Raw genomic sequence first — 24,102 nt, 5'->3', positions numbered from 1 at the left:
AGGAAACGTAGCGCCGTGATTTTTGTTCCATCGGCTTGCAAACGTGTGCTCTCACGTGTGGTTAAACTGCGTTAGCCAATGTTAATGGCACCTGAACACATTCGCTTCCGAAGTCTTTACCGCGACGATTTTCTTGCGGGTCTCTCGTGATGAGACCTACCATATCTTGTGAGAACAAATAGCGAAGATAGAGATGTCTGTGATTCGTCGGCGATTCGTTCCGCCTTTGGCCTGAATCTTAATTTCGTGCTTGAAGGAGGGCGGAACAGCCTGAATCGGTTGATGAAACATTAACCATATCAATGAATTGACTCTTACGATTCTTCGTGAAAGCGCAGCTTCGGGATGAGTCACGCGGTTGTATGCATCCAATCTTGATGCAGATTCACGATGTCGTGGGGAAATCCGGAGTCGCATCAATATATAGCGGTGAACAAAAGCTGAATCTTCTTGAGTCTGCGATTCGTCTCCGATTCGTTCGCGTCTGTTCCTTTACGTTTAAAATTCGAATCGCCGAGCGTTGATTTGCGGCCTTCAGCGATCACTCTTCGGCCGCAAAACTATTCTTCAGGCTTGCGTTTGCCTGACTAGATCGCCATGTGTTGCGTGGCTTCCAGTTTTGGGCGAAGGCGCGAGACCGAAGCCGTATGTGATGCGCGGAACCAGGCATTGAATTTCCAGCCCATGATGCTCAGCGGGCGCGGCGTCACCGCCGTCCTCGGACCCACCAATACCGGCAAGACCCATTATGCCATCGAGCGCATGGTGGCGCATGGCACCGGTGTGATCGGCTTGCCGCTTCGGCTGCTGGCGCGGGAGGTCTATACGCGCCTCGTCGAGAAGGTCGGTGCCTCGCAGGTGGCGCTTATCACCGGCGAGGAAAAGATCACTCCGCCCAACGCCCGCTTCTCCGTCTGCACCGTCGAGGCCATGCCACGCGAGACGAAAGCCTCGTTCGTCGCGATCGACGAGGTACAGCTCGCGGGGGATCTGGAACGCGGCCATATCTTTACCGACCGTATCCTGCATCTGCGCGGCCGCGATGAAACGCTGCTTCTGGGGGCGGCGACCATGCGGCCGATCCTCGAAAGGCTGTTGCCAGGGATAACCGTCGTCGAGCGGCCGAGGCTCTCGCAGCTCTTCTATTCCGGGCAGAAGAAGATTACCCGCCTGCCGCAGCGGTCCGCGATCGTGGCGTTTTCAGCCGACGAGGTCTATGCGATCGCCGAGCTTATCCGCCGCCAGCGCGGCGGCGCGGCGGTGGTGCTGGGTGCGCTCAGCCCGCGTACCCGCAACGCCCAAGTCGGCCTCTACCAGTCCGGCGACGTCGAATATCTCGTTGCGACGGATGCGATCGGCATGGGGCTCAATCTCGATGTCGATCACGTGGCATTCGCCCAGGACCGGAAATTCGACGGTTATCAGTTCCGCAGTCTCAATCCGGCAGAACTGGCGCAGATCGCCGGCCGCGCCGGGCGGCATGTGAGGGATGGGACGTTCGGCGTGACGGGGCAGGTCGCGCCTTTCGAGGACGAATTGGTCGAGCGAATCGAAAGCCACCACTTCGATCATGTCAAAGTGCTGCAATGGCGCTCGAAGGCCCTCGATTTTTCGTCGCTCAAGGCTCTGCGGGAAAGCCTCGATGCGTCGCCGACGCTGCAAGGATTGACACGGGCGCTTCCCGCGACGGACAGCCAAGCCTTTGATTATCTTTCGCGTTATCCCGAAATTAAGGACATCGCGACGACTCCCCAGCGGGTGGAGAAGCTCTGGGAGGCCTGCGCGTTACCGGACTATCGACGAATTGCGCCGGCGCAGCACGCCGACCTTATTTCGACTCTTTTTTCCGATCTTGTACGCTTCGGGACGGTGAATGAAGAATTCATGGCGGAACAGGTCCGCCGCGCCGACCGCACCGATGGTGAAATCGACACATTGTCGGCCCGCATAGCGCAGATTCGGACCTGGACCTACGTCTCTAATCGCCCTGGTTGGCTTGCCGATCCGACACACTGGCAAGAAAAGACACGGGAAATAGAGGATAGGTTATCGGACGCGCTACATGAAAGGTTGACGAAACGCTTTGTTGATCGCAGGACATCTGTGCTCATGAAGCGCCTGAGAGAGAATGCGATGCTGGAAGCTGAAATCAGTGTGAATGGCGATGTCTTTGTAGAGGGACATCACGTCGGGCAATTGGCCGGTTTCCGGTTTACGCCCGTTTCGGGAACCGAGGGGCCCGACGCCAAGGCGGTGCAGGGTGCCGCTCAGAAAGCGCTGGCGCTCGAATTCGAGGCGCGGGCCGCGAGGCTTTATGCCTCCGGCAACAGCGATCTGGCGGTCGGCTCCGACGGGTCCGTTCGCTGGCTCGGCGAGCCCATCGCCCGTCTTGCGCCGACCGAGCATGTCATGCGGCCGCGCGTCATCCTGCTCTCCGACGAGCAGCTGACCGGCAATGCCCGCGAACATGTGCTCGCCCGCCTCGAGCGCTTCGTCAACCATCACATCGCCACGGTTCTGAAGCCGCTCGACGATCTGTCGCGCGCCGAAGACCTGCAGGGCCTGGCCAAGGGCCTCGCCTTTCAGCTCGTCGAAAGTCTCGGCGTACTGTTCAGGCGCGACGTCGCGGACGACGTGAAGTCGCTCGATCAGGATGCGCGCGCCTCGATGCGTCGCTACGGCATCCGTTTCGGCGCCTATCACGTCTTCATGCCGATGCTTCTGAAGCCGGCACCGGCGGAGCTCATCACGCTCCTCTGGGCGCTGAAGAACGACGGCCTCGACAAGCCCGGTTACGGCGATCTCATCCCGGCGCTTGCCGCAGGGCGCACTTCGGTAGTCGCCGATCCGACGTTCGAACGGATGTTCTACAAGCTTGCGGGTTTCCGCTTCCTCGGCAAGCGCGCCGTGCGTATCGACATCCTGGAACGACTTGCCGATCTCATCCGTCCACTCCTGCAGTGGAAGCCGGGCTCGACGCCGCGTCCGGAAGGGGCATATGACGGCCGCCGCTTCACCGCCACGACCGCGATGCTCTCCATTCTCGGCGCGACGCCGGACGATATGGAAGAAATTCTCAAGGGCCTCGGATATCGTGCCGACGCCGTGAAGCCGGAAGAAGCGCAGGCATTCCTGGCGGGCCAGGATGCAGGTTCCGTGAGCGCTGTTCCTGCAGCCGCTTCGGCGTCGGCAGGAGACGCGCCGGAAGCCTCCGACGGCGATGACGCCGATGCGAGCGACGCTTCGGCCGAGACAACGGCAGAAACCCCTTCGGCAGACGTTGCGCCTGAAACCGCCCCGGCAGAGGCCGTGGCTGATGCTGCGCCGGCTGAGACGGCTACTGCTGAACCGGTTGCTTCGGAAGAAGCTCCCGCTGAGCAGGCTGCGGCTGAAGACGTCACGGACGAGGCAAAGGCTGCCGAGACTGGAGAGCCGAAGCCGGTCCTGCTGTGGCGTCCGGGCGGCGGTCGTGAAAACAACCAGCGCGGCGGACGCCCTCAGCAGCATGGCGATCGCCGTGGCCATGGCGGCCAGCGCAACAATGCCGGTGGCGAAGCCGGCCAGCCGGCCCAGGGCCGTCGTGATGAGCGTCGCGACGGTGGTGGCGAGCGGCGTGATGCGCGCCCGGCCGGCGAACGTGGTGGCGAGCGCAGCGGTGGTGAACGCAAGGATGGCGGTAAGCCGAACCGCGACAACAACCGCCGGCCAGATAACAACAATACCAACAACCGCGGGGGCGATCGCCCCAACCGCGGGGAGCGCCACGAAGGTGGCCCGCGTCCGGACCGCAACGACCGCGGCAAAGGGTCGCAGCCTGCGCGCTTCGAGGCCAAGCCGCCCCGCAAGGAGAAGCCGATCGATCCGGATTCGCCCTTTGCAAAGCTTGCAGCTCTCAAGGAGCAGATGAAGAAGTAAGGCCCATGACGGAAAAACAGCCACAACCCGGTTCGCGCCAGCGCATCGACAAGTGGCTGTTTTTTGCCCGCATGGCGAAGTCACGGTCGATCGCCCAGGATCTCATCCGCTCGAACCACGTGCGGGTGAATGGAGACCTGGTGTCCCAACCCAGCTCCCAGGTGAAGCCGGGGGACCGTATCGACCTCAAGCTCGAGCGTCGCGATCTCGTGCTGGTGGTCAAGGCCGGCGGGGAAAGGCGAGGACCTTTCGAAGAGGCCCGGCTGCTCTACGAAGATCTCAGTCCGCCTCCCGAAGAAGCCAAGAGGCTGACGCTGTTCGAACAGGCGCAACGCGCGCAGGGAAGCGGCCGGCCGACCAAGAAGGAGCGCCGCGACACCGATCGGCTGTTTCCGGGTATCGACGCGGACCTAGATTAGAAAAAACGACCCGCTGCGCCTAGGTTTTCAGCACGGATATCCTTGCTAAGCCAAGCCAAAGGCTTTACCTGACTGTCGAAAAGCCGGATCGCCTACCTCCTGTCATTTTTGCAGTTGGGTTTTCGCCTCTCCCGGCTTTCCGGTGTGCCGGCGCTTCCCATCCGTCGACGTGCCGCTGATCCGCGATAGTCCTGGAGTGCCGCATGACGTATGTCGTGACCGACAATTGTATCCGCTGCAAATACACCGACTGCGTCGAGGTCTGCCCGGTCGACTGCTTTTATGAAGGCGAAAACTTCCTCGTCATCCATCCCGACGAGTGCATCGATTGCGGCGTCTGCGAACCGGAATGTCCCGCCGAGGCGATCAAGCCGGACACGGAACCAGGCCTCGACAAATGGCTCAAGATAAACACCGAGTTCGCTCAGATCTGGCCCAACATCACGGTCAAGCGCGATGCGCTGCCCGAGGCCAAGGAGATGGACGGCGTCACCAACAAGTACGAGCAGTATTTCTCCGCCGAACCCGGCAAGGGCGATTGAGATTTGCCGCGACGGAATGGCTCGGAAGCAGTTTCGAATCACTTTGCCTTTTTGTTGGGCAGAGCGCGGCTATAGTGCTCTGTGCACCTGCAAAAGCAAATTATTGATTTCCGCACTTTTTTGTGGTAGACAATAAGAACTGTTCCACAAGGCGGCACGTGCGTGCCCAAAAAACATCACGAAAGCAACAGACCACCCAAAGCGCGGTTTCCGTGACATTGCAACGCTTGAATGTTGTCGGTCGCAGTACCCCGATGGGTGTTTTTTCGCTCGCGTTGGTCGGACCAGTATGGAGTGACCCGACGGTTTCCCCCGTCTCATCCGGGCCTGACAGACCCGGTTCCCCCGACCCGGCAATGGGTGAGTAACAGGGAGTTTGTGAAACGAATGACGACTCAGCAGAAAAAGACTTCTCCCGCACGCCAGGGCTTCAAGACTGGTGAATCGATCGTATACCCCGCTCATGGTGTAGGCACTATCTCTGCGATTGAAGAGCAGGAAGTTGCCGGTATGAAGCTTGAGCTTTTCGTAATCGATTTCGAAAAGGACAAGATGCGCCTCAAGGTGCCAGTCGCAAAGGCCGTCAGCATCGGCATGCGCAAGCTGTCCGAAACGGATTTTGTCGAACGCGCTCTCAAGGTTGTTCAAGGCAAGGCTCGCGTGAAGCGCACCATGTGGTCGCGCCGCGCCCAGGAATATGATGCAAAGATCAATTCCGGCGATCTGATCTCGATCGCGGAAGTGGTTCGTGACCTCTATCGCGCCGACAACCAACCGGAACAATCCTATTCCGAGCGTCAGCTTTACGAAGCCGCTCTCGACCGCATGGCTCGTGAAATCGCTGCCGTGAACAAGATGTCCGAAACCGAAGCCGTCCGCCTTGTCGAGGTCAATCTCGCCAAGGGTCCCAAGCGCGGCAAGAACGTAGAGGAAGATGAGGCGCAGGAAGAAGCGGCCTGATCATCCATCCATAGTTCTCCCAAAAACCCGGCCTTCGTGCCGGGTTTTTTATTGGAACTTTTTCCCCGCCTCCGCGTTAACCCGCCGGAACGGCGAACTGATGTGCGTCGGTTTGCGTTCGGGACAGCTAAGTGCGGGGCGGAAGATCGGTCTCTCGAGCCGGTTGTGAATCCCCCGCGGAACATAAGACGAGGGGAGCAAAAGCGGCAGGATATTCATTCCATCATCGTTCGGGCTTGTCGCGTGCACGGTGTCCCTGGTTTGTGCCTCGCTGTTTTTGTCGGATCAGACCGTTCACGGAGAACACCATGACAGCCATGTCCGCAGACCGCACGATGATCAAGATAGCAATGTCCGCTCCATATCTCGCCCGCGAGGAGGAGCGCGATCTGGCGGTCCGCTGGAAGGACGATCAGGACCAGGATGCCCGAAACCAGATTGCCCTTGCGCATATGCGTCTGGTGATCGCCATGGCCTCGAAGTTCCGTGGCTTCGGTTTGCCGATGAGCGATCTCGTACAAGAGGGCTATGTAGGGCTGCTCGAAGCGGCGGCAAGGTTTGAACCGGCCCGCGACGTGCGTTTTTCCACTTATGCCAGCTGGTGGATCCGAGCCTCGATGCAGGATTACATCCTTCGAAACTGGTCGATCGTGCGGGGCGGCACCAGTTCCGCGCAGAAAGCGCTGTTCTTCAATCTTCGCCGGCTGCGTGCCAAGCTCGCCCGCGGCGATTCCAATCTCACCGCCCGGGCAATTCATGAAGAGATCGCAGTGGCACTCGGCGTCAGCGTCTCCGATGTCCAGACCATGGATGCCCGCCTTTCCGGCAACGATTCCTCGCTGCAGGCGCCGTCGATCGCTGGCGATGCGGATAGCGGCGAACGGCTCGACATGCTGGCCAGCGCCGAACCGCTGCCGGATGAGCAGGTTTCCGGGATGATCGACGGCGAGCGGCGGCTGAAATGGCTGCAGGGCGCGCTCACCAAGCTCAACGACCGTGAAAAGAAGATTATTCGGGCCCGCCGCCTGACGGACGATGGCGCGACGCTCGAAGCGCTCGGCGCCGAACTCGGCATTTCAAAGGAACGTGTGCGCCAGATCGAGAGCCGGGCGATCGAAAAGCTCAAGTCGGCGCTGGTGTCGGCCAATCCGCAGATGGCTGCGGCCGCCTGCTGAGGCGGCCCCCGATCTCATTCGGAAATGATCTTGAACTTCTGGCCCGGGGAGATCGTCGCCCCGGCCGGTAATGCGTTGATCATCTTGAAAAGGTCGAGCTTGCGATCCGTTCCCATCACACGCGCCGACAGCGATGCGATGGTGTCGTCCTTGGTTGCCGTGACGATGCGTACCCGCAGCGGCTTCAGCGTCGCGATTTCCGGAGGCGTCATCCGGCGGAAGGTCGAACGGAGAATCTCGGAAGTCGTATCGAGCGCCGGACTGCCCTTCGGCACCGCCGTCAGGAAGCGGAAGATCTGATTGTCGACGCGGATGACGGTCACATCGAAATCCCAGCGTTCGGCGGAAGCCCGTGCGGTTGCCGCGGGCATGCCGTTCACCTGGATCTCCCGCACCGTCTCCGGCTGCAGGCCCGCCACCCAGCCGCTCGTCAGATAGTTCGGCAGATTGTCGTTATCGCCCGCGGCAACGCCGTCGAAGCGGATCGCTGTTTCGCCGGGACCGGTCGCCAGCACCGCTTCCACCTTGTTGTCGATCCGGAAGTCCGGCGGCACGTCGAAACGGATGCCGAGGCCGCCATGCAGGAAAGTCTGGCCGCGGACATAACCCTCCTGAGGGCTGTCGCCATAGAGCAGGCCGTCGATGCCGGCGATGTAATAATCACGGCCCTTGTCGCCGACGGTGCCTTCCTGGCCGAAATTACGGGCATGGCGGCGGGCGAGATCGACGCGCTGGGTGGAGTTCGGATGGCTCGACAGGAAGTCGAGGCTCTGGTCGCTGTCGGGATCGACAGCCGAATAACGGGCATAGGCCGCCATGGAATCGAGGAAGCGCGCCGCCGCATAGGGGTCGTAACCCGCTTCGCCGAGCATCCGCACGCCGATCACGTCGGCCTGCAGTTCCTGCTGGCGCGAAAATGCCGCCAGGCGAAGCTTGCCGCGGGCCAGCGCCTGCTTGCCGGCTAGATCGCTGGAAAGGACTTCGGCAACGACGCGGCTTGCGATCACTTCCGCCTCTTCGCGGCGCTGGCGTTCGATGCCGTGGTTGGCGGTGACGTGGCCCATCTCGTGGGAGAGCACCGCCGCGACTTCCGATGCGTCGTTGGCAAGTGCCAGAAGGCCGCGCGTCACGTAAAGATAACCGCCCGGCAGCGCGAAGGCGTTGATCGCCGGCGAATTCAGGATGGTGATGCGGAAGGACTGGTTGGGATTTTCCGAAACGGCCGTCAGGGCGCCGGCGATGCGGGCGACCAGCCGCTCGGTCTTGGCGTCGCGATATTCGCCGCCGTAGCTCGCAACGATGCGCGGATGCTCGCGCGCGCCCATCTGCGCTCGCGGATCGTTCTTCTGCACTTCGTCGACGATCTGCGGCGAGTCGGAGGGAGAAACATTCGGCGTATAAGCCTGGTCGAAGAGCGATTGGCAGCCGGAAAGGATCGCACCGCTGAACAGCAGAGCGCCCAAGGCCCGCCGACCGGGCAAGGCACGGACAATCGTCCAGACAGCCGGGATCGCTGTGTCGCGCCTCATCGTCCTCGTCTTCCGCACCATCATTCCCAAGGTCCGCCATCCGGCTTGACAGAGGTCCTCTCGATCCAAGCCGGCTCCTTCTCTATGTCGCTTAGCGATTTTCGCGTCGAATGCACAGATGCTGTTGTTGAAATATGTCTTGCTGGTGCGTTTGCAATGAAAATCCCCGCTACCTTTTCGCGATGCCATCGCGGCACGTCCAAATTGTGGCGAGTTCCATAACGGTCCGGCCGTCCCCGTCGCCAAACGTGATCACACAAATAGTAACTTGCAAATTGCAAGTTACTTATGCCACAAGGCAACGTCTTGCCGGAGAAGAAACCCATGAAACGGACAGGTCCCATCGACACCGGATGCCCGGTGTTGCGCAGTCTCAAACATGTCGGCGAGGTCTGGAGCTTCCTGATCCTGCGCGATGCACTGGGAGGTGCAACACGTTTCGACGAATTCCAGCGCAACCTCGATATCGCCCCGAACATCCTGACCAGCCGCTTGAACTCGCTTGTCGAATCCGGGCTGATGGAACGACGGCGCTATACCGAGCGGCCGCCGCGGGACGAATACCACCTCACGCAGCGCGGTCGCGACTTCAAGCCTGTGGTGCAGGCGATGCTTGCCTTCGGCAACCAGCATTTCGCGCCAGAGGGGGAAAGCGTGGTGATCGTCAACAGGGAGACCGGCGAGCAGGCCGACCCAGTGATGATCGACCGCCGCAGCGGCCGGCCGCTGGGCGATCCGGTCTTCACCAACGCGGCTGGTCCGGCTGCGAGCGAGCGCATCCGCCGTCGCTACCCATCCGTGAACCAGTTATTGCCACATAGAGAGGCTGATCGATGAGTGCCGTGACCACCGAAGCCGTCGAAGCGGCGTCTCCTTTCGAAGATGCGGACGCGGCGCCGATCAATCCGCGGACCCGGCAGCTGCTGCAGGATCCCATCCTGCCGATGCTGATCCGGCTCGCATGGCCAAATATCCTGATCATGCTCGCCCAGGCCTCGACCGGCCTCATCGAAACCTGGTGGATTTCGCATATGGGTACCGCGGCGCTGGCGGGCATGGCCCTGGTCTTTCCGGCCGTGATGCTGATGCAGATGATGTCTGCCGGCGGTTTCGGCGGAGCTATTTCCTCGGCAATCGCCCGCGCGCTCGGTAGCGGCCGGCGTGACGATGCCGACCTGCTTGCCTGGCATGCCGTCGTCGTCAATGTCGCGATCGGGCTGTTGTTTTCGGTGATCATGCTCGCCTATGGCCGGCCGATCTATCAGGCGCTCGGCGGCGAGGGGCCGGAACTCGAAGCGGCCCTCATCTATTCCAACGTTATATTCGGCGGCATGATCTTCGTCTGGCTGATGAACGGCCTGGCGAGCGTGGTGCGCGGCACGGGCAATATGCTGTTCCCGGCGCTGGTTACCTGTGTCGGTGCCGCACTCCTCGTGCCCGTATCGCCGCTTCTCATTTTCGGCTTCGGCCCGTTCCCGGGGCTCGGCATCGCCGGAGGCGGTCTGGCCCTGGTGCTCTACAGTTTCGGCAGCACCGCGGTGCTTGCCTGGTATATCCTCTCCGGCCGCAATCTCGTGCGCTTCGGCGTCGGACCGCTTCGCTGGGCGATGTTCCGGGATATCGTCCGTCTCGGCGCTGCCGCGGCGATCAATTCCGTTCTCACCAATGTGACCATCGGCATTGCCACGGCTCTGGTGGCGACAAAGGCGGGCGTCTCGGCGGTGGCCGGTTTCGGTACCGGCGCGAGGCTCGAATATCTGCTGATCCCCGTGATCTTCGGCATCGGTGCGCCGATGGTGGCGCTTGCTGGCACCAACATGGGCGCCGGCCAGAAAGATCGCGCAATGCGCATCGCCTTCACCGGCGCCGCCATTGCCTTCGTCATCACCGAAGTGATCGGCCTGATCGCGGCGATCTTCCCCGTCGCGTGGATTTCGTTGTTCAGCGAGGAGCATGGAGCGATCGATGCGGGAGTCGCCTATCTGCAGATCGTCGGGCCGGTTTATGGTTTCTTCGGCGGCGGGCTGGCGCTCTATTTCGCCTCTCAAGGCGCGGGCCAGCTACTCTGGCCGCTTGCCTGTGGTTTTCTGAGACTTGCCATTGCAGGTCTCGGGGGCTGGCTGGCGCTGGAATTTACCGGATCGCTCAACGGTCTGTTCTTTGCGCTGGCAGCTGGTCTGGTCGCTTATGGAGGAATACTGTTCCTCGCCATCCGCTCCGGCGCCTGGTTTCGCGGAAAGGCTGCCTGATCAGCCGGAGAGAAATTCGGCGAGTGCCGGAATATCGCGCCGGGCGAGGAATTCCTCGGCTGGCGCCTGCAGCAGGATCTGGCCGTGGTCGATGAAGATCGCGTGGTCGGCCAACCGGCCGACTTCGTCCGGATCGTGGGTCACGATCAGCACCGTATTGCCCGTCTCGCGATGCAGGTCGACGAGCAGGCTGGCCATCGAAAGCCTGAGCCCGGGGTCGAGCGCTGCGAACGGCTCGTCCATCAGCAGAACCGGTTTTTTGCGCACCAGAGCCCGTGCGAAGGCGGCCCGCTGCCTTTCGCCACCGGAAAGCGTCCCCGGCATCCGCTTCTCAAAACCACCAAGCCCGACGCGCTCCAGCGCCTGCGATATCGCGGCCCGGTCACTGTTGGAAAGTTTCAGCGAGGGGCTGATGCCGAGGCCGATATTGGTGGCGAGGTCCAGATGGGCGAAGAGATTGTTGTCCTGAAAGACCAGCGATACGGGACGCTCGGAGGGATGTTTTTCCGTGACGTCCCCGCCCGCGATCTGGATACGGCCGCGGTCCGGCGTCTCGAAGCCGGCAACGAGGTTGAGGAAGGTCGATTTGCCGGAGCCGGATGGCCCGGTAATCGCCGTCACGGCGCCGGCTGGCAAAACACAGTCGAAGCGGAATTCCCTCGTGCCGAGCTTCAGTTCAACCTTGTTCAGCGCGATGCCGTCAGCCATGGCTTGTTTCCCTCCGGCCGGCAGTGCCGATCATCGTCAGCGCCAGGCAGATGATGCCGAGGATAAGCGCCAGTCCGTCCGCGTCGTTGGTTCGATAGCTGGATAGCCGGCTATAGACAAGCCAGGGAAGGGTGGTGAGATCGCTGGAGCCGAACAGCGCCACCGCGCCGAGATCGCCCAGCGACAGCGCCATGGCGAAGGACAGCGCCGTCAGCAGCGGCCTTGCCAGAACCGGCAGATCGATCCTCCATGCCCGTGAAAGGCCGGACAGGCCGAGGCTTGCAGAAAGCCTGCCTGTCCGCTTGCGGTGCGTTTCGACGGCCGGGGCCAAAACGCGCATCACAAAGGGAAGCGCCATCAGCATGTTGATGATCGCCACAAGCGCCGGTGCGAAGCGCGCCACATCGCCGAACGGGCGCAGCATCAGGAACCAGCCGGTCCCCAGCACGACCGGCGGCACGAGCAGCACCAGCGAGGACATCCCACCCAGGGACACGGAAAACGCCCTGGCCGTTCCGCCAGGCGTCTTCATGTCTGCGATTGCACCGCGCCCGGCAATGATAGCCAGGGAGGTCAGCACGGCCAGCAGGCCGGCGGAAAGTGCGATCGTGAAACTGGTCCAGGCGGCGCGCAGGAAGGCGGGGCTGTTGACGAGGCTCCAGAGATTGGCCCGGACGCCCGCGCCGACGATCGAGGCGAGCGGCAGGATCAGGAATATCGTGGCAAGCAGGATCGCCAGCACATCCCAGAGCCGCGCGGGCAACGTCCGGCCATCGAACCGGCGGGTCGCCCGGCCGGCCGTGATACCAGCGTCGTCAGGGGCTGGAAACAGCGAAATCGCGATCAGGATCAGCGCCGTAATGCCGATCTGCAGCAGCGACAGCGCTATGGCGCGTGGAGGGTCGAAATCGAAACGCAGCGACTGGTAAATCGCCACCTCGAGCGTGGTTGCAGCCGGCCCGCCGCCGAGCACCAGGACGAGCGTGAAGCTCGTGGCGCACAGCATGAAGATCAGGCCGGCAATGCCCGGGATGACGCGGCGGGCCGCAGGCCACTCGATGAAGCGGAAAACGGAGAAGGGTTTCATCCCGAGGCTGGAGGAGAGCAGCCAATATTCCGCCGGCTGGCGCTCCAGCGCCGCAAGCAGCAGTCTCGCGGCGAGCGGCAGGTTGAAGAACACATGTGCCAGCAAGATGCCGGAAAGCCCATAAATGCTGATCGGTTGTTCGAGACCAAGCTTCAATAGCAGGCTGTTTATCACTCCCTGCCGCCCCCAGATGCCGATCAGGCCGAGTGCACCGATCAGCACCGGCAGGCCCATCGGCAATGCCATCAGCCGGATGACCCATACACGGCCCGGAAAGCGCGGGCGGCGTGCGAGCGCGAGTGCGACGGGAAGGGCGAAGGCGACCGACAGCAGCATCGAAAGAACCGCCTGCAGCAGGGCGAAGCGCAGGATCCGCCAGGTATAGGCGGTGAACAGCCGGCTTTGGGTGTTGCCGGCGTCCCAGGAGAGAAGGGCGGCGACGGCGAAGCCGACGAAGAGGGCGATTCCGACAAGGCTCAGCAGCCCCCAGCCTATCCCGCGTCTCCGCTCGGCTCGAGTCAGCATGGGATTAGTTCATGCTCATGGCGGTCAGCCATTCGTCGATCCAGGCCTGCCGGTTTTTGGCGACCTCGTCCGACCCCATCAGGAAAGTTTTCGTCGGCTGCACCAGCTTGTTGAATGCGTCGGGGAGCGGCTGGGAGGTCTTGGCGGCCGGCATCATCCAGTTGGTGGTCGGGATGACGTCCTGGAAGGCCGGCGAGACCATGAATTTCAGGAACTGTTTCGCCAGGTCCTTTTCCTTCGCCCCCTTCAGCATGCCGGCGACCTCGATCTGGATGTAGTGGCCTTCGGAGAACGCGGCGGCCTGATAGCGGTCCGTCTTCTCCTCGACCATGTGATAGGCGGGCGAGGTCGTGTAGGAAAATACCATCGGCACTTCGCCCTTGGTGAACAGGCCATAGGCCTCCGACCAGCCGGGCGTGACGGTCAGCACGCGTTTCCTGAGCTTCGCCCAGGCCTCCGGTGCCTGGTCGCCATAGACCGATTTCACCCAGAGCAGCAGGCCGAGGCCGGGGGTCGAGGTGCGCGGGTCCTCGATGGCGATCTTCTGCGCCGGATCGCCGTCCACCAGTTCCTTGAGGCTTTTCGGCGGGTTCTTGATCGCCTGGGTATCGTAGACAACGGCGAAATGGCCGTAGTCGTAGGGGATGAACGTGTCGTCGCTGTAATTGCCGGGGACCTTGGCCGCGGCGGCGTCGAGCCCGTGCGGCTCGAACAGGCCGGTCGCCTTCGCCTCGGAGATCAGGTTGGTATCGAGGCCGAGCGCGATATCGGCGTCGGTGCCTTTGCCTTCCAGCTTCAGGCGGGTCAGAAGCGCCACGCCATCGGCGACGCCGACGAAATTGAGCTTGCAGGCGCAGGTCTTTTCGAACGCCTCTTTCACCTTGGGACCCGGGCCCCAATCGGAGATGAAGCTCTCGTAGGTGTAGACGGTCAGCGTCTTTTCCTGCGCTTCGGCCGGCGCGGAAAGGGAAAAGGCGGTAGCGGCCACGAGTATCGAAAGAATGGTGCTGCGCATCAGCGTCTCCTCGTTTTGGTGACAAAGGGGGATAGGCGCTGATGAAGAGCCGTCTAATCCCTCCGCCGGTGTTAACCGGATCAGGTTCCGCGGGTTGGCCAAAGGCCTCTCAGCCGCACGAAAACGCGCGGCACCCCGTTAGAGCAGGATCAGATTTAGCGGCGAGGCGAATGGCTGGCAAGAGGCGGTCTGCGGCCGGCTCAAGGCGCATTCGGCAGGAGCAACATGGCTCGGTGGTTCATGGCTCAGTGGTTCTGCGGAAACACTTTCAGTTCACGCGGAACGATCGCCATGCCGCCCAGCCGGTTGGCAACGGCGTAGTCGATCGTCTTTTCGACCACATCGGGCATGACCGGTTTGGTGAGAACGCCGAGCGAGCCCTTGACGCCGGCTTCCACATCGTCCGGATTACCCGTCATGAACACGACGGTGATGCCATATTGTTCGGCAAGCTCGCGACCGATCTCCGGACCAGTCCGGCCGTCCGAAAGATTGACATCGACCAGAGCGATATCGGCATAGGCGGCGAGCGCCAGGGCGTGTTTGCGGGCATTGGCAAAACCGGCGACTTTCAGGCCCATGGCTTCGATCGTCTCGGCTACATCGAGCGCGATCAGAAACTCGTCTTCGACAATCATGACTCTTTGATTCATCGCCTCAGTGGCCAGCCGACGACGCGTAACATTTGTCAGCATTGGATGTCCCCATTCGGTTGATCGGTTCCTGGCAGGCCGATCCGTCCCCGGGACATTTCGACCACTACTTACACCCCAGAACGCCCCGGGACATCATATGTTCCGCTCCGCGACAAATATTTTTTCAGCTAACTATTTGTTAAGTTTAACAAATCGCAAATCAGCCTTCAATTTCTTCACGCAGCATTTCGAGTTCCAGCCATTCTTCTTCCATTTTGCTGATGCTTTGGCGCAGCTTTTCCATCTCCGCAGCCAGCTTGTTGAAGGCGGCGGGATCCTTGGTGAAGAGATTGGGATCGGCCATTTTCTTCTCGCGGGCGGCGATCTCGGCCTCGGCTTTTGCCATTTCCTTCGGCAGGTTCTCGAGCGCGAATTTCTGCTTGAAGGAAAGCTTGCCTTTGCCCTTGGGCGTGCCGGAACCCGATGCCGCGGTATCGGTTTTTGCCCTGTCAGCTTTTTCGGTGCGGCGCCTTTCCTCCAGCGCGCCCTTGCGCTGCGCCAGCATATCCGTGTAGCCGCCGGCATATTCGATCCAGCGGCCGTCCGGTGCGTCCGGATTTGCGGGGGCGATGGTCGAGGTCACGGTGCGGTCGAGGAAGTCGCGGTCGTGGCTGACGAGGATGACGGTGCCGGAATAGCCGGCGACGATTTCCTGCAGCAGGTCCAGCGTCTCGATGTCGAGGTCGTTGGTCGGTTCGTCCAATATCAGGAGGTTGGACGGCCGGGCCATGATGCGGGCAAGCATCAGTCGGGCGCGCTCGCCGCCGGACAGGTTCTTGATCGGTGTCCTGATCTGCTCCGGCTGGAACAGGAAATCCTTCATGTAGCCTGCGACATGCCGCTGTTCGCCGTTGACCAGCAGCGTCTCGCCGCGTCCATCCGTCAGATAGTGGGACAGCGTGTCCTCGGGGTCCAGGTCCTCGCGCTTCTGGTCGAGTGTGGCGATTTCCAGATTGGTGCCGAGCTTGACGGTGCCGGTGTCGGGTGCCAACTGGCCGGTCAGCATCTTCAGAAGCGTCGTCTTGCCGGCGCCGTTCGGGCCGACGAGACCGATGCAGTCGCCGCGATGCACGCGGATCGAGAACGGTGCGACGATGATCCGCTCGTCGTAGCTCTTGGTGATGTTTTCGGCCTCGATGACCAGCTTGCCGGATTCACGGCCTTCGCTGACGCTCGCCTGCACCGTGCCCTGCGGTCCCTTGTGGCCGCGGTAATTGCCGCGCATCGTCTGCAACTCGCCGAGGCGGCGCATGTTGCGCTTGCGGCGGGCCGTCACGCCGTAGCGCAGCCAGTGCTCTTCGCGCTCGATCGCTTTGCCGAGCTTGTGCTGTTCCAGCTCTTCCGCCTCCAGCACCTCGTCGCGCCACGCTTCGAACTCGCCGAAACCGCGGTTGAGGCGTCGTGACGTGCCGCGATCGAGCCAGACGGTGGCATTCGAGACCTTTTCGAGGAAACGCCTGTCGTGCGAGATCACCACGAGCGCGCTTCGCGTCTTGCGCAGCTCCTCTTCCAGCCATTCGATGGTCGGCAGGTCGAGATGGTTGGTGGGCTCGTCGAGCATCAGGATGTCGGGTTCGGGCGCCATGACGCGGGCCAGTGCTGCGCGTCGGGATTCTCCGCCGGAGAGCGTGTTCGGGTGTTCCTGGCCGGTGAGGCCCAGATGTTCGAGCAGATAGGTGACGCGATAGGGGTCGTCGCCCGGGCCGAGGCCCGCTTCGGCATAGGCCTGCACCGTCGAATAGTCGGCGAAATCCGGCGCCTGTTCGAGATAGCGGATGGTCGAGGACGGATGGCGGAACACCTCGCCCGACTGGGGCTCGACCATGCCGGCGGCGATCTTCATCAGCGTCGACTTGCCGGAACCGTTGCGGCCGACGAGGCAGATGCGGTCGCCCGGCTCCACCTGCATGCCGGCGCCGGCGAGAAGCGGCGCGCCGCCGAAGCTCAGGAAAATATCGTCAAGTTTCAGAATTGGGGGCGCCAACAGTCAGGCTCCTGTAAAGTCGTGGGGGCGGGCAAGGATCATCGCCTTGCCCTTCCTCAAATGGAATTCCACCCGGCCTTCTGCAACGTTCGAGACGGTGCGCGAGGAGCCGAAGGGGAGTGAGAAGTTGTCGAGCGGATACCGTGCGCCGATGATATCGAGCCCTTCCAGGTCGGAAAAACCGATGACCGAAAACAGCGAGCCCTCCGGTAGGTCCAGTGTCCTTGTGCCCGGCAGCAGCGGCACGGCCTCCTCGTCGCCCGACGTCAGCAGGATGTCGAGGTGACGTTCGGCCAGGCTCATGGCGTGAAAGAGATGCTGAAGCGCATGGTCGCTGCGCTCGCCGCCGAGCGCGCCGGCAAGGATCAGCCTTGTCGCGCCGCGTTCGACGGCTTCGGCCGTCGCGATCTCGCCGTCGGTCTCGTTCTTGGCCGGCGGAAAGGCCTGCCGCTCGACATGCGGGAACTGCGCAATCAGCGCGGCGTCGGAGGAATCGAAATCGCCGACCCAGAGTTCCGGCTTCACGCCGAGCGCTGTCGCATGGCGCATGCCGCTATCGGCCGCGATGAAGCGGCTGCCGGCGATCGTGTCCCGCAGGCGGTCGGTGACGCGTAAATTGCCGCCGAGCAGAATGGTGAAGGTCGAATGGGTCATGCGCATTGCCCATAGCGCAAAGCCGGTGGAAAGGGAAAGCTGTTGCACCGCCTCGGGCGAGCTTTTAGTTTGCGGCGCGTTCACCGATCAGGATCACGAGATGCAGTTTCAGGGTACAGCGGACTATATTGCCGACAAGGATCTGATGGTGGCGGTCAACGCCGCGATCCGGCTCGAACGTCCGCTGCTGGTGAAAGGCGAGCCCGGCACCGGCAAGACCGAGCTTGCGCGGCAGGTGGCCGCCGCCCTCGGGTTCGATCTGATCGAGTGGAACATCAAGTCCACCACCAAGGCGCAGCAGGGGCTCTACGAATACGACGCTGTCTCGCGGCTGCGCGACAGCCAGCTCGGCGACGAACGCGTCCACGACGTGGCCAACTATATCCGCCGCGGCAAGCTGTGGCAGGCCTTCGCCTCCGACACGAAGCTCGTCCTGTTGATCGACGAGATTGACAAGGCCGATATCGAGTTCCCGAACGACCTGCTGCAGGAACTCGACCGCATGGAATTCCATGTCTACGAGACCGGCGAGATGGTGCGCGCCAAGGTCCGGCCGATCGTCGTCATTACCTCCAACAACGAGAAGGAACTGTCGGACGCCTTCCTGCGCCGCTGTTTCTTCCACTATATCCGCTTCCCGGACGTGGATACGCTCGCCCGCATCGTCGAGGTCCACTATCCCGGTATCAAGCAGGCGCTGGTGCGCAACGCGCTCACCCAGTTCTACGAGATCCGCGAGATGCCGGGGCTGAAGAAGAAGCCCTCGACCTCCGAAGCGCTCGACTGGATCCGGCTGCTGGTCTCGGACGACGTCGATCCGTCGGACCTGCGCGGCGACGTCAAGAACGCGCTGCCGAAGCTGCATGGCGCTCTCCTCAAGAACGAGCAGGACGTGCATCTCTTCGAACGGATGGCCTTCCTGGCGCGGCGGGAGCGGTAAGCGGAAGATTATGCTCCCATTGACGCCGGTCGTAGCAAGGCGTATTTGAACTTTCGAGAATTCGTGGTGATTTGGCCGGCCGGCTTGCAGCCACGTTAAAAAAGTCGCTAAAGGGCCGCGAGAAGATGTCTTCCCACGGACCGGTCGCGATTTATTTTGCCGCCGGTTTTATTTTTGTTGGGTTGAGACATGCCGATCAAAATTCCCGATACGCTGCCTGCATTCACTACGCTCGTTTCCGAAGGCGTGCGGGTGCTGACCGAAACCATGGCGGTGCGGCAGGACATTCGTCCGCTGCAGATCGGGCTCCTCAATCTCATGCCGAACAAGATCAAGACCGAGCTGCAGATGGCGCGCCTCGTCGGCGCCTCGCCGCTGCAGGTCGAGTTCTCGCTGATCCGCGTCGGTGGCCACAAGGCCAAGAACACGTCGGAAGATCACCTCCTGTCCTTCTATGAGACCTGGGAAGAGGTGAAGCACCGCAAATTCGACGGCTTCATCATCACCGGCGCGCCTATCGAGACGCTTCCCTTCGAAGACGTCACCTATTGGGGCGAGATGAGGCAAATCCTCGACTGGACGGCGACCAACGTGCATTCGACCATGAATGTCTGCTGGGGGGCGATGGCGGCGATCTATCATTTCCACGGCGTGCCGAAATACGAGCTCAAGGAAAAAGCGTTCGGCGTCTATCGCCACCGCAACCTCGTGCCGTCTTCGATCTATCTCAACGGTTTTTCGGACGATTTCCAGGTTCCGGTGTCGCGTTGGACGGAAGTCCGCCGCGCCGACATCGAGAAGAATCCGGACCTCGAAATCCTGATGGAATCCGAGGAAATGGGCATCTGCCTGGTGCATGAGAAAGCCGGCAAGCGGCTCTATATGTTCAATCACGTGGAATACGACTCTACCTCGCTGGCCGACGAATATTTCCGGGACGTCAACGCCGGCGTACCGATCAAGATGCCGCATAACTACTTCCCGCATAACGACGATACGCTGACGCCCTTGAACCGTTGGCGCAGCCATGCACATCTTCTGTTCGGCAACTGGATCAACGAGATCTACCAGACGACGCCTTACGACCTGGAGAAGATCGGTACCGAATAGGCTTCGACGCGATGTTCATTCCCTTCTTCCTTCACCTCAAGGAAGCGAAGATTCCGGTGACGCTCCGGGAGTTCCTCGACCTTCTCGAAGGCATGGAGGAAGGGATCGCGGATTTCGACGTGGAAGCCTTCTACTTTCTCGCCCGCACGGCGCTGGTGAAGGACGAGCGGCATATCGACAAGTTCGACCGGGTCTTTTCGTCCTATTTCCGCGGGCTCGAGGCAATCTCCGGCGGGCCTGGCCTGGATGTCGCCAGCATCCCCGAAGAATGGCTGCGCAGGCTCACCGAGAAACATCTCACCGACGATGAGAAGAAGCTCGTCGAGTCGCTCGGCGGGTTCGAGAAGCTGATGGAGACGCTGCGCCAGCGGCTGGAGGAACAGAAGGGTCGGCATCAGGGCGGCTCGAAATGGATCGGCACCGGCGGCACCTCCCCTTTCGGGGCCTATGGCTATAACCCGGAAGGCGTGCGGATCGGCCAGGACCAGTCCCGCCACCGCCGGGCGGTAAAAGTCTGGGACAAACGCGAGTTTGCCGATTTCGACGACAAGGTGGAGCTCGGCACCCGCAACATCAAGCTGGCCCTGAAGCGGCTGCGCCGCTGGGTGCGGGAAGGGGCGGTCGAAGAACTCGACCTGGCCGGCACGATCCGCTCCACCGCCGAACACGGTTATCTCGACGTTCAGACCCGGCCGGAACGGCGCAATGCGGTCAAGCTGCTGATGTTCTTCGATGTCGGCGGCTCGATGGACGACCATATCCGGGTGGTCGAGGAGTTGTTCTCGGCAGCTCGCGCCGAGTTCAAGCATATGGAGCATTTCTACTTCCACAACTGCCTTTACGAAGGTGTGTGGAAGGAGAACGGCCGCCGGTCGGAGCGGACGCCGACGCTCGAGCTGATCCGCAGCTATGGCGCCGACTACAAGGTGATCTTCGTCGGGGATGCCTCGATGAGCCCCTATGAGATCACCCATGCGGGCGGTTCGGTGGAGCACTGGAACCAGGAGCCGGGAGAGGCCTGGATAAGGCGCATCACCGAGCATTTCCACCGCTGCGTCTGGCTCAACCCGGTGCCGCAGGACCACTGGAGCCATACGACCTCGATCGGCTTCATGCGGCAGCTGATGACCGAGCGCATGTTCCCGCTGACGCTCGGCGGATTGGAACAGGCGACGCGGGCGCTCACGCGATAGAGCCTTTTTTCTTCTCCGCGGCGTTGCGGGTCGCCGCCAAATCGCGCAGGTTGCCGCAAACATATCGGTGGAGGAGTAATCTCATGGCGGACCAGAATTTCGAAGTTTTCGGCACCACGGAAAAGGGCGAAACCGTCTATCGTGTCCGGATTTCCGGCGGCGGGCTCACCGCTAACGTCATCACCTGGGGTGCGGTGATCCAGGACCTCAGGCTCGACGGCCATCGGCCGCCGCTCGTGCTCGGTTTCGAACGGTTTGAGGATTACCTGAACCATTCTCCTTATTTCGGCGCGACGCCCGGCCGTTGCTCCAACCGTATCGGCGGTGGCCGCTTCGTGCTGGATGGGAAGCAATATCAGCTGGAACTGAACGAGCGGGGCGTGACCCACCTCCATGGCGGCTCGGACGGCATCGGCCGCAGCAACTGGACGATCGTCGAACATGCGGCCGACAAGGTGGTGCTGAGGATCACCGATCCCGACGGCCGTGCCGGTTATCCCGGAAACTGCACGGTCACGGCGACCTATCAACTCAAGAGTGACGGCGTTCTTTCCGTCGTCTACCAATCCACCACGGATCAGCCGACGCTCGCCAATATCTGCCAGCATACCTATTTCAATCTCGACGGCCGCGAGGATGCGCTCGATCACGACATCATGATTGCCGCCGATCATGTGCTGGTCTTTGATGACAAGCAGGTGCCGACAGGCGAACTGATGGCGGTCGCGGGCACGCCTTTCGACCTGCGCGACATGGGGCCGATGAAGCGGTTCGACGGCGATGCCCAGGTCCTGTTCGATCATAACTTCTGCCTGTCGCCGGAGCGAACGGCCAAGCGATCCGTGGCTTTGGCGCGCAGCATCCATTCCGGCGTGTCGCTGGAGGTTCGCACCACCGAGCCGGGCCTACAGCTCTATGCCGCCTTCAAGCTGTCGCAGATCCCCGCAGAGGGCCTCGATGGGCGCCGGTATGGGGCTTTTGCCGGGTTCTGCCTGGAAACCCAGGTCTGGCCGGATGCCATCAACCACGCCAACTTCCCGAATGCGGTGCTACGGCCGGGCGAGGTGTTGCTGCAGGAAACGGACTATGTCTTTTCAAAGCAATGATCGCTGTCGGCGTCGCCCGGATCGGGATTATCTCTGCCCGAATTGACGACGCTGCCGGCCCGAAAGCCGGCGGCGCTTGCCGTTTTCCGGTTATGTCGGCTGGATCATGCGGCGCAGTTCGCCTTCCAGCAGCGCCATGTTTACAGGCTTCCGGATGGTCGTCCGGTTTCTGAAGCCGTGGTGATCGTCGAGCTGCTCATATCCGGTGCAGAACAGGAAGGGCACGCCGTGGGTCTGCAGCCATTCCGCAAATGGGTAGACGGGCTTTCCCCCGAGATTGACATCGAGGACGGCGACGTCGGGAAGCTGCGAGCTGTCGACCAGGCGCATGGCTTCATCGGCAGTTGCCGCCGGTCCGACAATTTCCCAGCCGCGCGATTCAAGTTCGCTGCAGAGCTCCATGGCGATGAGGGTCTCGTCCTCGACGACAAGTATCCGTCCCGCCGAGCCGGGTTCCGATGACCTCGGCGCGACCTCCTCGCCGAGGACCGAGCCGGCCGAAATGTCGGGACGGTAGACGGATCGGGGCAGGGTCGCGATCAGGCGCATACCGGCCGGCGGCCAGCTGATGTCGAGTTCGCCCGCCAATTGACGGGTGGCGACTTCCCTCACCAAGGTGGAGCCGAAACCCCTGGATTCCGGCTTCTGCACCGCCGGCCCGCCGGTCTCGGTCCAGCGGAGCTCCAGTTCCAGGGAGGGCAGGATGCGCCAGGAGACATCGACGCGCCCTTCCGTGACCGACAATGCCCCGTATTTGACGGCGTTGGTGGCAAGCTCGTGGATGAGGAGGCTGACCGGCTGCACGGTATTGGGGGTGAGAGTGACGGCGGGCCCGCCGATCATCAGCTGGTTGACGTTCTGATAGGCTCGGGTTTCCTCGGTGAGGACCGCAGCGAGGTCTCCGCCCTCCCACCGGTTCTGGGCGAGCAGCGAATGGGCGCGGCTCAGCGCCGAAACGCGGCCTCGAACTGCGACGATGAAAGCCTCCTTGGTTTCGGCACGGGTGAGGGAGACCAGCGCCTGCACCACCGCCAGGGCGTTCTTGGCCCGGTGATCGACCTCGCGGGCCAGCAACTGGCGGGAATCCTCGTTGGCCTTGCGTTCGGTGATGTCGCGCAAGATGACCGTTGCCAGCTTTCCGTCGCCGATCTGTACCTGCGAGATCGATGCCTCGACAGGGAATTCCTCGCCATTGGCGCGCAGGCCGCTGATCGCTCCCAATGCACCCATCCGGCGGTTGGTAACGCCGGTCTCCTTGAAGAGGCGGATATGTGCGGCATGCCCATGCCGAAACCGCTCGGGGATGAAGCGTTCGATCGGCGAGCCGATCGCATCCTTGCCCGCGATGCCGAACATGCGCTCGGCGGCCGGGTTGAACAGCACGATCCGCTGGCCTTCATCGACGGTGATCAGCGCATCCATCGCCGATTCCACGATCCCCTCCATGCGTCGCCGGCTTTCCAGCAGGGCATCCTCGGCGGCCTTTCGCTCGGTGATGTCGCGCAGGATGACGGTGGCCAGGCGCTCGCCGCCGATCTCCACCTGCGAGATCGACGCCTCGATCGGAAATTCCTGGCCGTCCGCGCGCAAACCGCTGATGGCACCCAGCGATCCCATCTGCCGGGTGGTCACGCCGGTTTCGGTGAAACGATGAATATGCGCCGCGTGGGTCGGGCGATGGCGTTCCGGCATGAAACGGGAGATGTGCTGGCCAAGCGCCTCGCTGGCTGGCAGGCCGAACATGCGCTCTGCGGCCGGATTGAACAGGATCACCCGTTGCTCGTCATCAATGGTGATGATGCCGTCCATGGCAGAGGCAACGATGCCCTCAAGCCGTTGCATGGTTTCAACGGCGGTTTTCTGACTGAGCTTTTGGTGGTGCGGGCGAGATTCCATGACGGCAGATCTCCAGTTCAACCGCCGAATCACTGGTGCGATCGCATGGACGGTTGCAACCAGTATGGCATCTCCCGCATTTGGTGAATATGCGGGAATCATTAAATTCATGGGGAAAGGTGCTGGAGGGGAAGCGCCCGCTTTGCGTCTGCAATCGGGGCGTGCTGTCGAGCGTCTTGGCCCTGTGGCCGGGCTGGTAGAGTATAGTCTCAAAAGGGAATTTGGAGCGGGCGAAGGGATTCGAACCCTCGACCCCAACCTTGGCAAGGTTGTGCTCTACCACTGAGCTACACCCGCTCATCAATCCACCGGTCCGTGGTAGTGAAGCTTGACCGTGGCGTCGTGGCTCGTTGCCGGCGACGGGCGCTATATGGCCCAGTCCTTTTTCAAATGCAACAGG

At 61.9% G+C, this 24,102-nt stretch carries 19 protein-coding genes, 1 tRNA gene and 2 riboswitches; of the genes, 11 read left to right on the top strand and 9 right to left on the bottom strand.

Features of this window, described 5'->3' with window-relative positions:
• Positions 1-684 precede the first annotated feature (684 nt).
• The 5 genes from C5J22_RS27550 to C5J22_RS27530 all read left to right on the top strand — a co-directional run bounded on the left by C5J22_RS27550 (position 685) and on the right by C5J22_RS27530 (position 7,011).
• Positions 685-3,915 (top strand): helicase-related protein, encoded by a 3,231-nt coding sequence (locus tag C5J22_RS27550; protein WP_245440562.1) that lies wholly within the window; start codon positions 685-687, stop codon positions 3,913-3,915.
• 5 nt (positions 3,916-3,920) lie between these two features.
• Positions 3,921-4,334, top strand: coding sequence for an RNA-binding S4 domain-containing protein (locus tag C5J22_RS27545; protein ID WP_105435737.1), 414 nt, complete (start codon positions 3,921-3,923; stop codon positions 4,332-4,334).
• A 203-nt stretch (positions 4,335-4,537) separates the two neighbouring features.
• On the top strand, positions 4,538-4,876 hold the full coding sequence (gene fdxA / locus C5J22_RS27540; protein WP_046637350.1) for a ferredoxin FdxA: 339 nt from the start codon (positions 4,538-4,540) through the stop codon (positions 4,874-4,876).
• A 387-nt stretch (positions 4,877-5,263) separates the two neighbouring features.
• On the top strand, positions 5,264-5,836 hold the full coding sequence (locus tag C5J22_RS27535; protein ID WP_046605164.1) for a CarD family transcriptional regulator: 573 nt from the start codon (positions 5,264-5,266) through the stop codon (positions 5,834-5,836).
• A gap of 308 nt (positions 5,837-6,144) precedes the next feature.
• Positions 6,145-7,011, top strand: a complete 867-nt coding sequence (locus tag C5J22_RS27530) for an RNA polymerase factor sigma-32 (protein ID WP_037081362.1) — start codon at positions 6,145-6,147, stop codon at positions 7,009-7,011.
• Between the two features lie 14 nt (positions 7,012-7,025).
• Here the strand turns inward: C5J22_RS27530 and C5J22_RS27525 are convergent, their stop codons facing one another.
• On the bottom strand, positions 7,026-8,540 hold the full coding sequence (locus C5J22_RS27525) for a M48 family metalloprotease (RefSeq protein WP_105440855.1): 1,515 nt from the start codon (positions 8,538-8,540) through the stop codon (positions 7,026-7,028).
• Between the two features lie 324 nt (positions 8,541-8,864).
• Between C5J22_RS27525 and C5J22_RS27520 the strand changes: the two genes are divergently transcribed.
• Positions 8,865-9,377: a helix-turn-helix domain-containing protein gene (locus C5J22_RS27520; RefSeq protein ID WP_105440854.1), complete on the top strand. Its 513-nt coding sequence runs from the start codon at positions 8,865-8,867 to the stop codon at positions 9,375-9,377.
• Complete coding sequence (locus tag C5J22_RS27515) at positions 9,374-10,789, top strand: MATE family efflux transporter (protein ID WP_105440853.1); 1,416 nt, start codon at positions 9,374-9,376, stop codon at positions 10,787-10,789. Before C5J22_RS27520 ends, C5J22_RS27515 begins: the two co-directional genes overlap by 4 nt.
• On the opposite strand, the gene C5J22_RS27510 is transcribed toward C5J22_RS27515, so the two are convergent.
• The 6 genes from C5J22_RS27510 to C5J22_RS27485 form a co-directional block, all read right to left on the bottom strand.
• Positions 10,790-11,497: an ATP-binding cassette domain-containing protein gene (locus C5J22_RS27510; RefSeq protein ID WP_105440852.1), complete on the bottom strand. Its 708-nt coding sequence runs from the start codon at positions 11,495-11,497 to the stop codon at positions 10,790-10,792.
• Positions 11,490-13,109: a thiamine/thiamine pyrophosphate ABC transporter permease ThiP gene (gene thiP / locus C5J22_RS27505; RefSeq protein ID WP_105440851.1), complete on the bottom strand. Its 1,620-nt coding sequence runs from the start codon at positions 13,107-13,109 to the stop codon at positions 11,490-11,492. The genes C5J22_RS27510 and thiP overlap by 8 nt, the downstream gene beginning before the upstream one ends.
• Positions 13,110-13,113: 4 nt before the next feature.
• Positions 13,114-14,124, bottom strand: coding sequence for a thiamine ABC transporter substrate binding subunit (gene thiB / locus C5J22_RS27500; protein WP_105440850.1), 1,011 nt, complete (start codon positions 14,122-14,124; stop codon positions 13,114-13,116).
• A 40-nt stretch (positions 14,125-14,164) separates the two neighbouring features.
• Positions 14,165-14,272, bottom strand: a riboswitch (TPP riboswitch).
• A gap of 97 nt (positions 14,273-14,369) precedes the next feature.
• Positions 14,370-14,819 (bottom strand): response regulator, encoded by a 450-nt coding sequence (locus C5J22_RS27495; RefSeq protein WP_046637357.1) that lies wholly within the window; start codon positions 14,817-14,819, stop codon positions 14,370-14,372.
• Positions 14,820-14,979: 160 nt separating this feature from the next.
• Positions 14,980-16,803, bottom strand: coding sequence for an ABC-F family ATP-binding cassette domain-containing protein (locus tag C5J22_RS27490; protein ID WP_105440849.1), 1,824 nt, complete (start codon positions 16,801-16,803; stop codon positions 14,980-14,982).
• Positions 16,804-16,806: 3 nt separating this feature from the next.
• Complete coding sequence (locus C5J22_RS27485) at positions 16,807-17,463, bottom strand: thiamine diphosphokinase (RefSeq protein ID WP_205837232.1); 657 nt, start codon at positions 17,461-17,463, stop codon at positions 16,807-16,809.
• 94 nt (positions 17,464-17,557) lie between these two features.
• Here C5J22_RS27485 and C5J22_RS27480 point away from each other — a divergent pair, with 94 nt between their 5' ends.
• From C5J22_RS27480 to C5J22_RS27465, 4 genes are all read left to right on the top strand, one after another.
• The gene (locus tag C5J22_RS27480; protein WP_105440873.1) at positions 17,558-18,397 is read left to right on the top strand and encodes a MoxR family ATPase; all 840 of its coding nucleotides are present in this window, start codon (positions 17,558-17,560) and stop codon (positions 18,395-18,397) included.
• 53 nt (positions 18,398-18,450) lie between these two features.
• Positions 18,451-18,528: riboswitch (SAM riboswitch) on the top strand.
• Between the two features lie 58 nt (positions 18,529-18,586).
• Complete coding sequence (gene metA, locus C5J22_RS27475) at positions 18,587-19,507, top strand: homoserine O-succinyltransferase (RefSeq protein ID WP_046665166.1); 921 nt, start codon at positions 18,587-18,589, stop codon at positions 19,505-19,507.
• 11 nt (positions 19,508-19,518) lie between these two features.
• Positions 19,519-20,700, top strand: coding sequence for a VWA domain-containing protein (locus C5J22_RS27470; protein WP_105440847.1), 1,182 nt, complete (start codon positions 19,519-19,521; stop codon positions 20,698-20,700).
• A gap of 83 nt (positions 20,701-20,783) precedes the next feature.
• Positions 20,784-21,806 carry an aldose epimerase family protein gene (locus tag C5J22_RS27465; RefSeq protein WP_105440846.1) on the top strand — a complete coding sequence of 341 codons (1,023 nt, stop codon included), beginning with the start codon at positions 20,784-20,786 and terminating at the stop codon, positions 21,804-21,806.
• Positions 21,807-21,896: 90 nt separating this feature from the next.
• On the opposite strand, the gene C5J22_RS27460 is transcribed toward C5J22_RS27465, so the two are convergent.
• Together C5J22_RS27460 and C5J22_RS27455 are read right to left on the bottom strand one after the other, a co-directional pair.
• A complete protein-coding gene (locus C5J22_RS27460) occupies positions 21,897-23,702 on the bottom strand; it encodes a PAS domain S-box protein (protein ID WP_105440845.1) in 1,806 nt (601 codons plus the stop codon).
• Positions 23,703-23,924: 222 nt separating this feature from the next.
• A tRNA-Gly gene (locus tag C5J22_RS27455) sits at positions 23,925-23,999 on the bottom strand.
• Positions 24,000-24,102: the final 103 nt, after the last annotated feature.

Origin of the sequence: Neorhizobium sp. T25_13, from assembly GCF_002968675.1 — a bacterium.
Classification (GTDB): domain Bacteria; phylum Pseudomonadota; class Alphaproteobacteria; order Rhizobiales; family Rhizobiaceae; genus Neorhizobium; species Neorhizobium tomejilense.
This window is presented reverse-complemented; position numbering and strand designations above follow the sequence as displayed.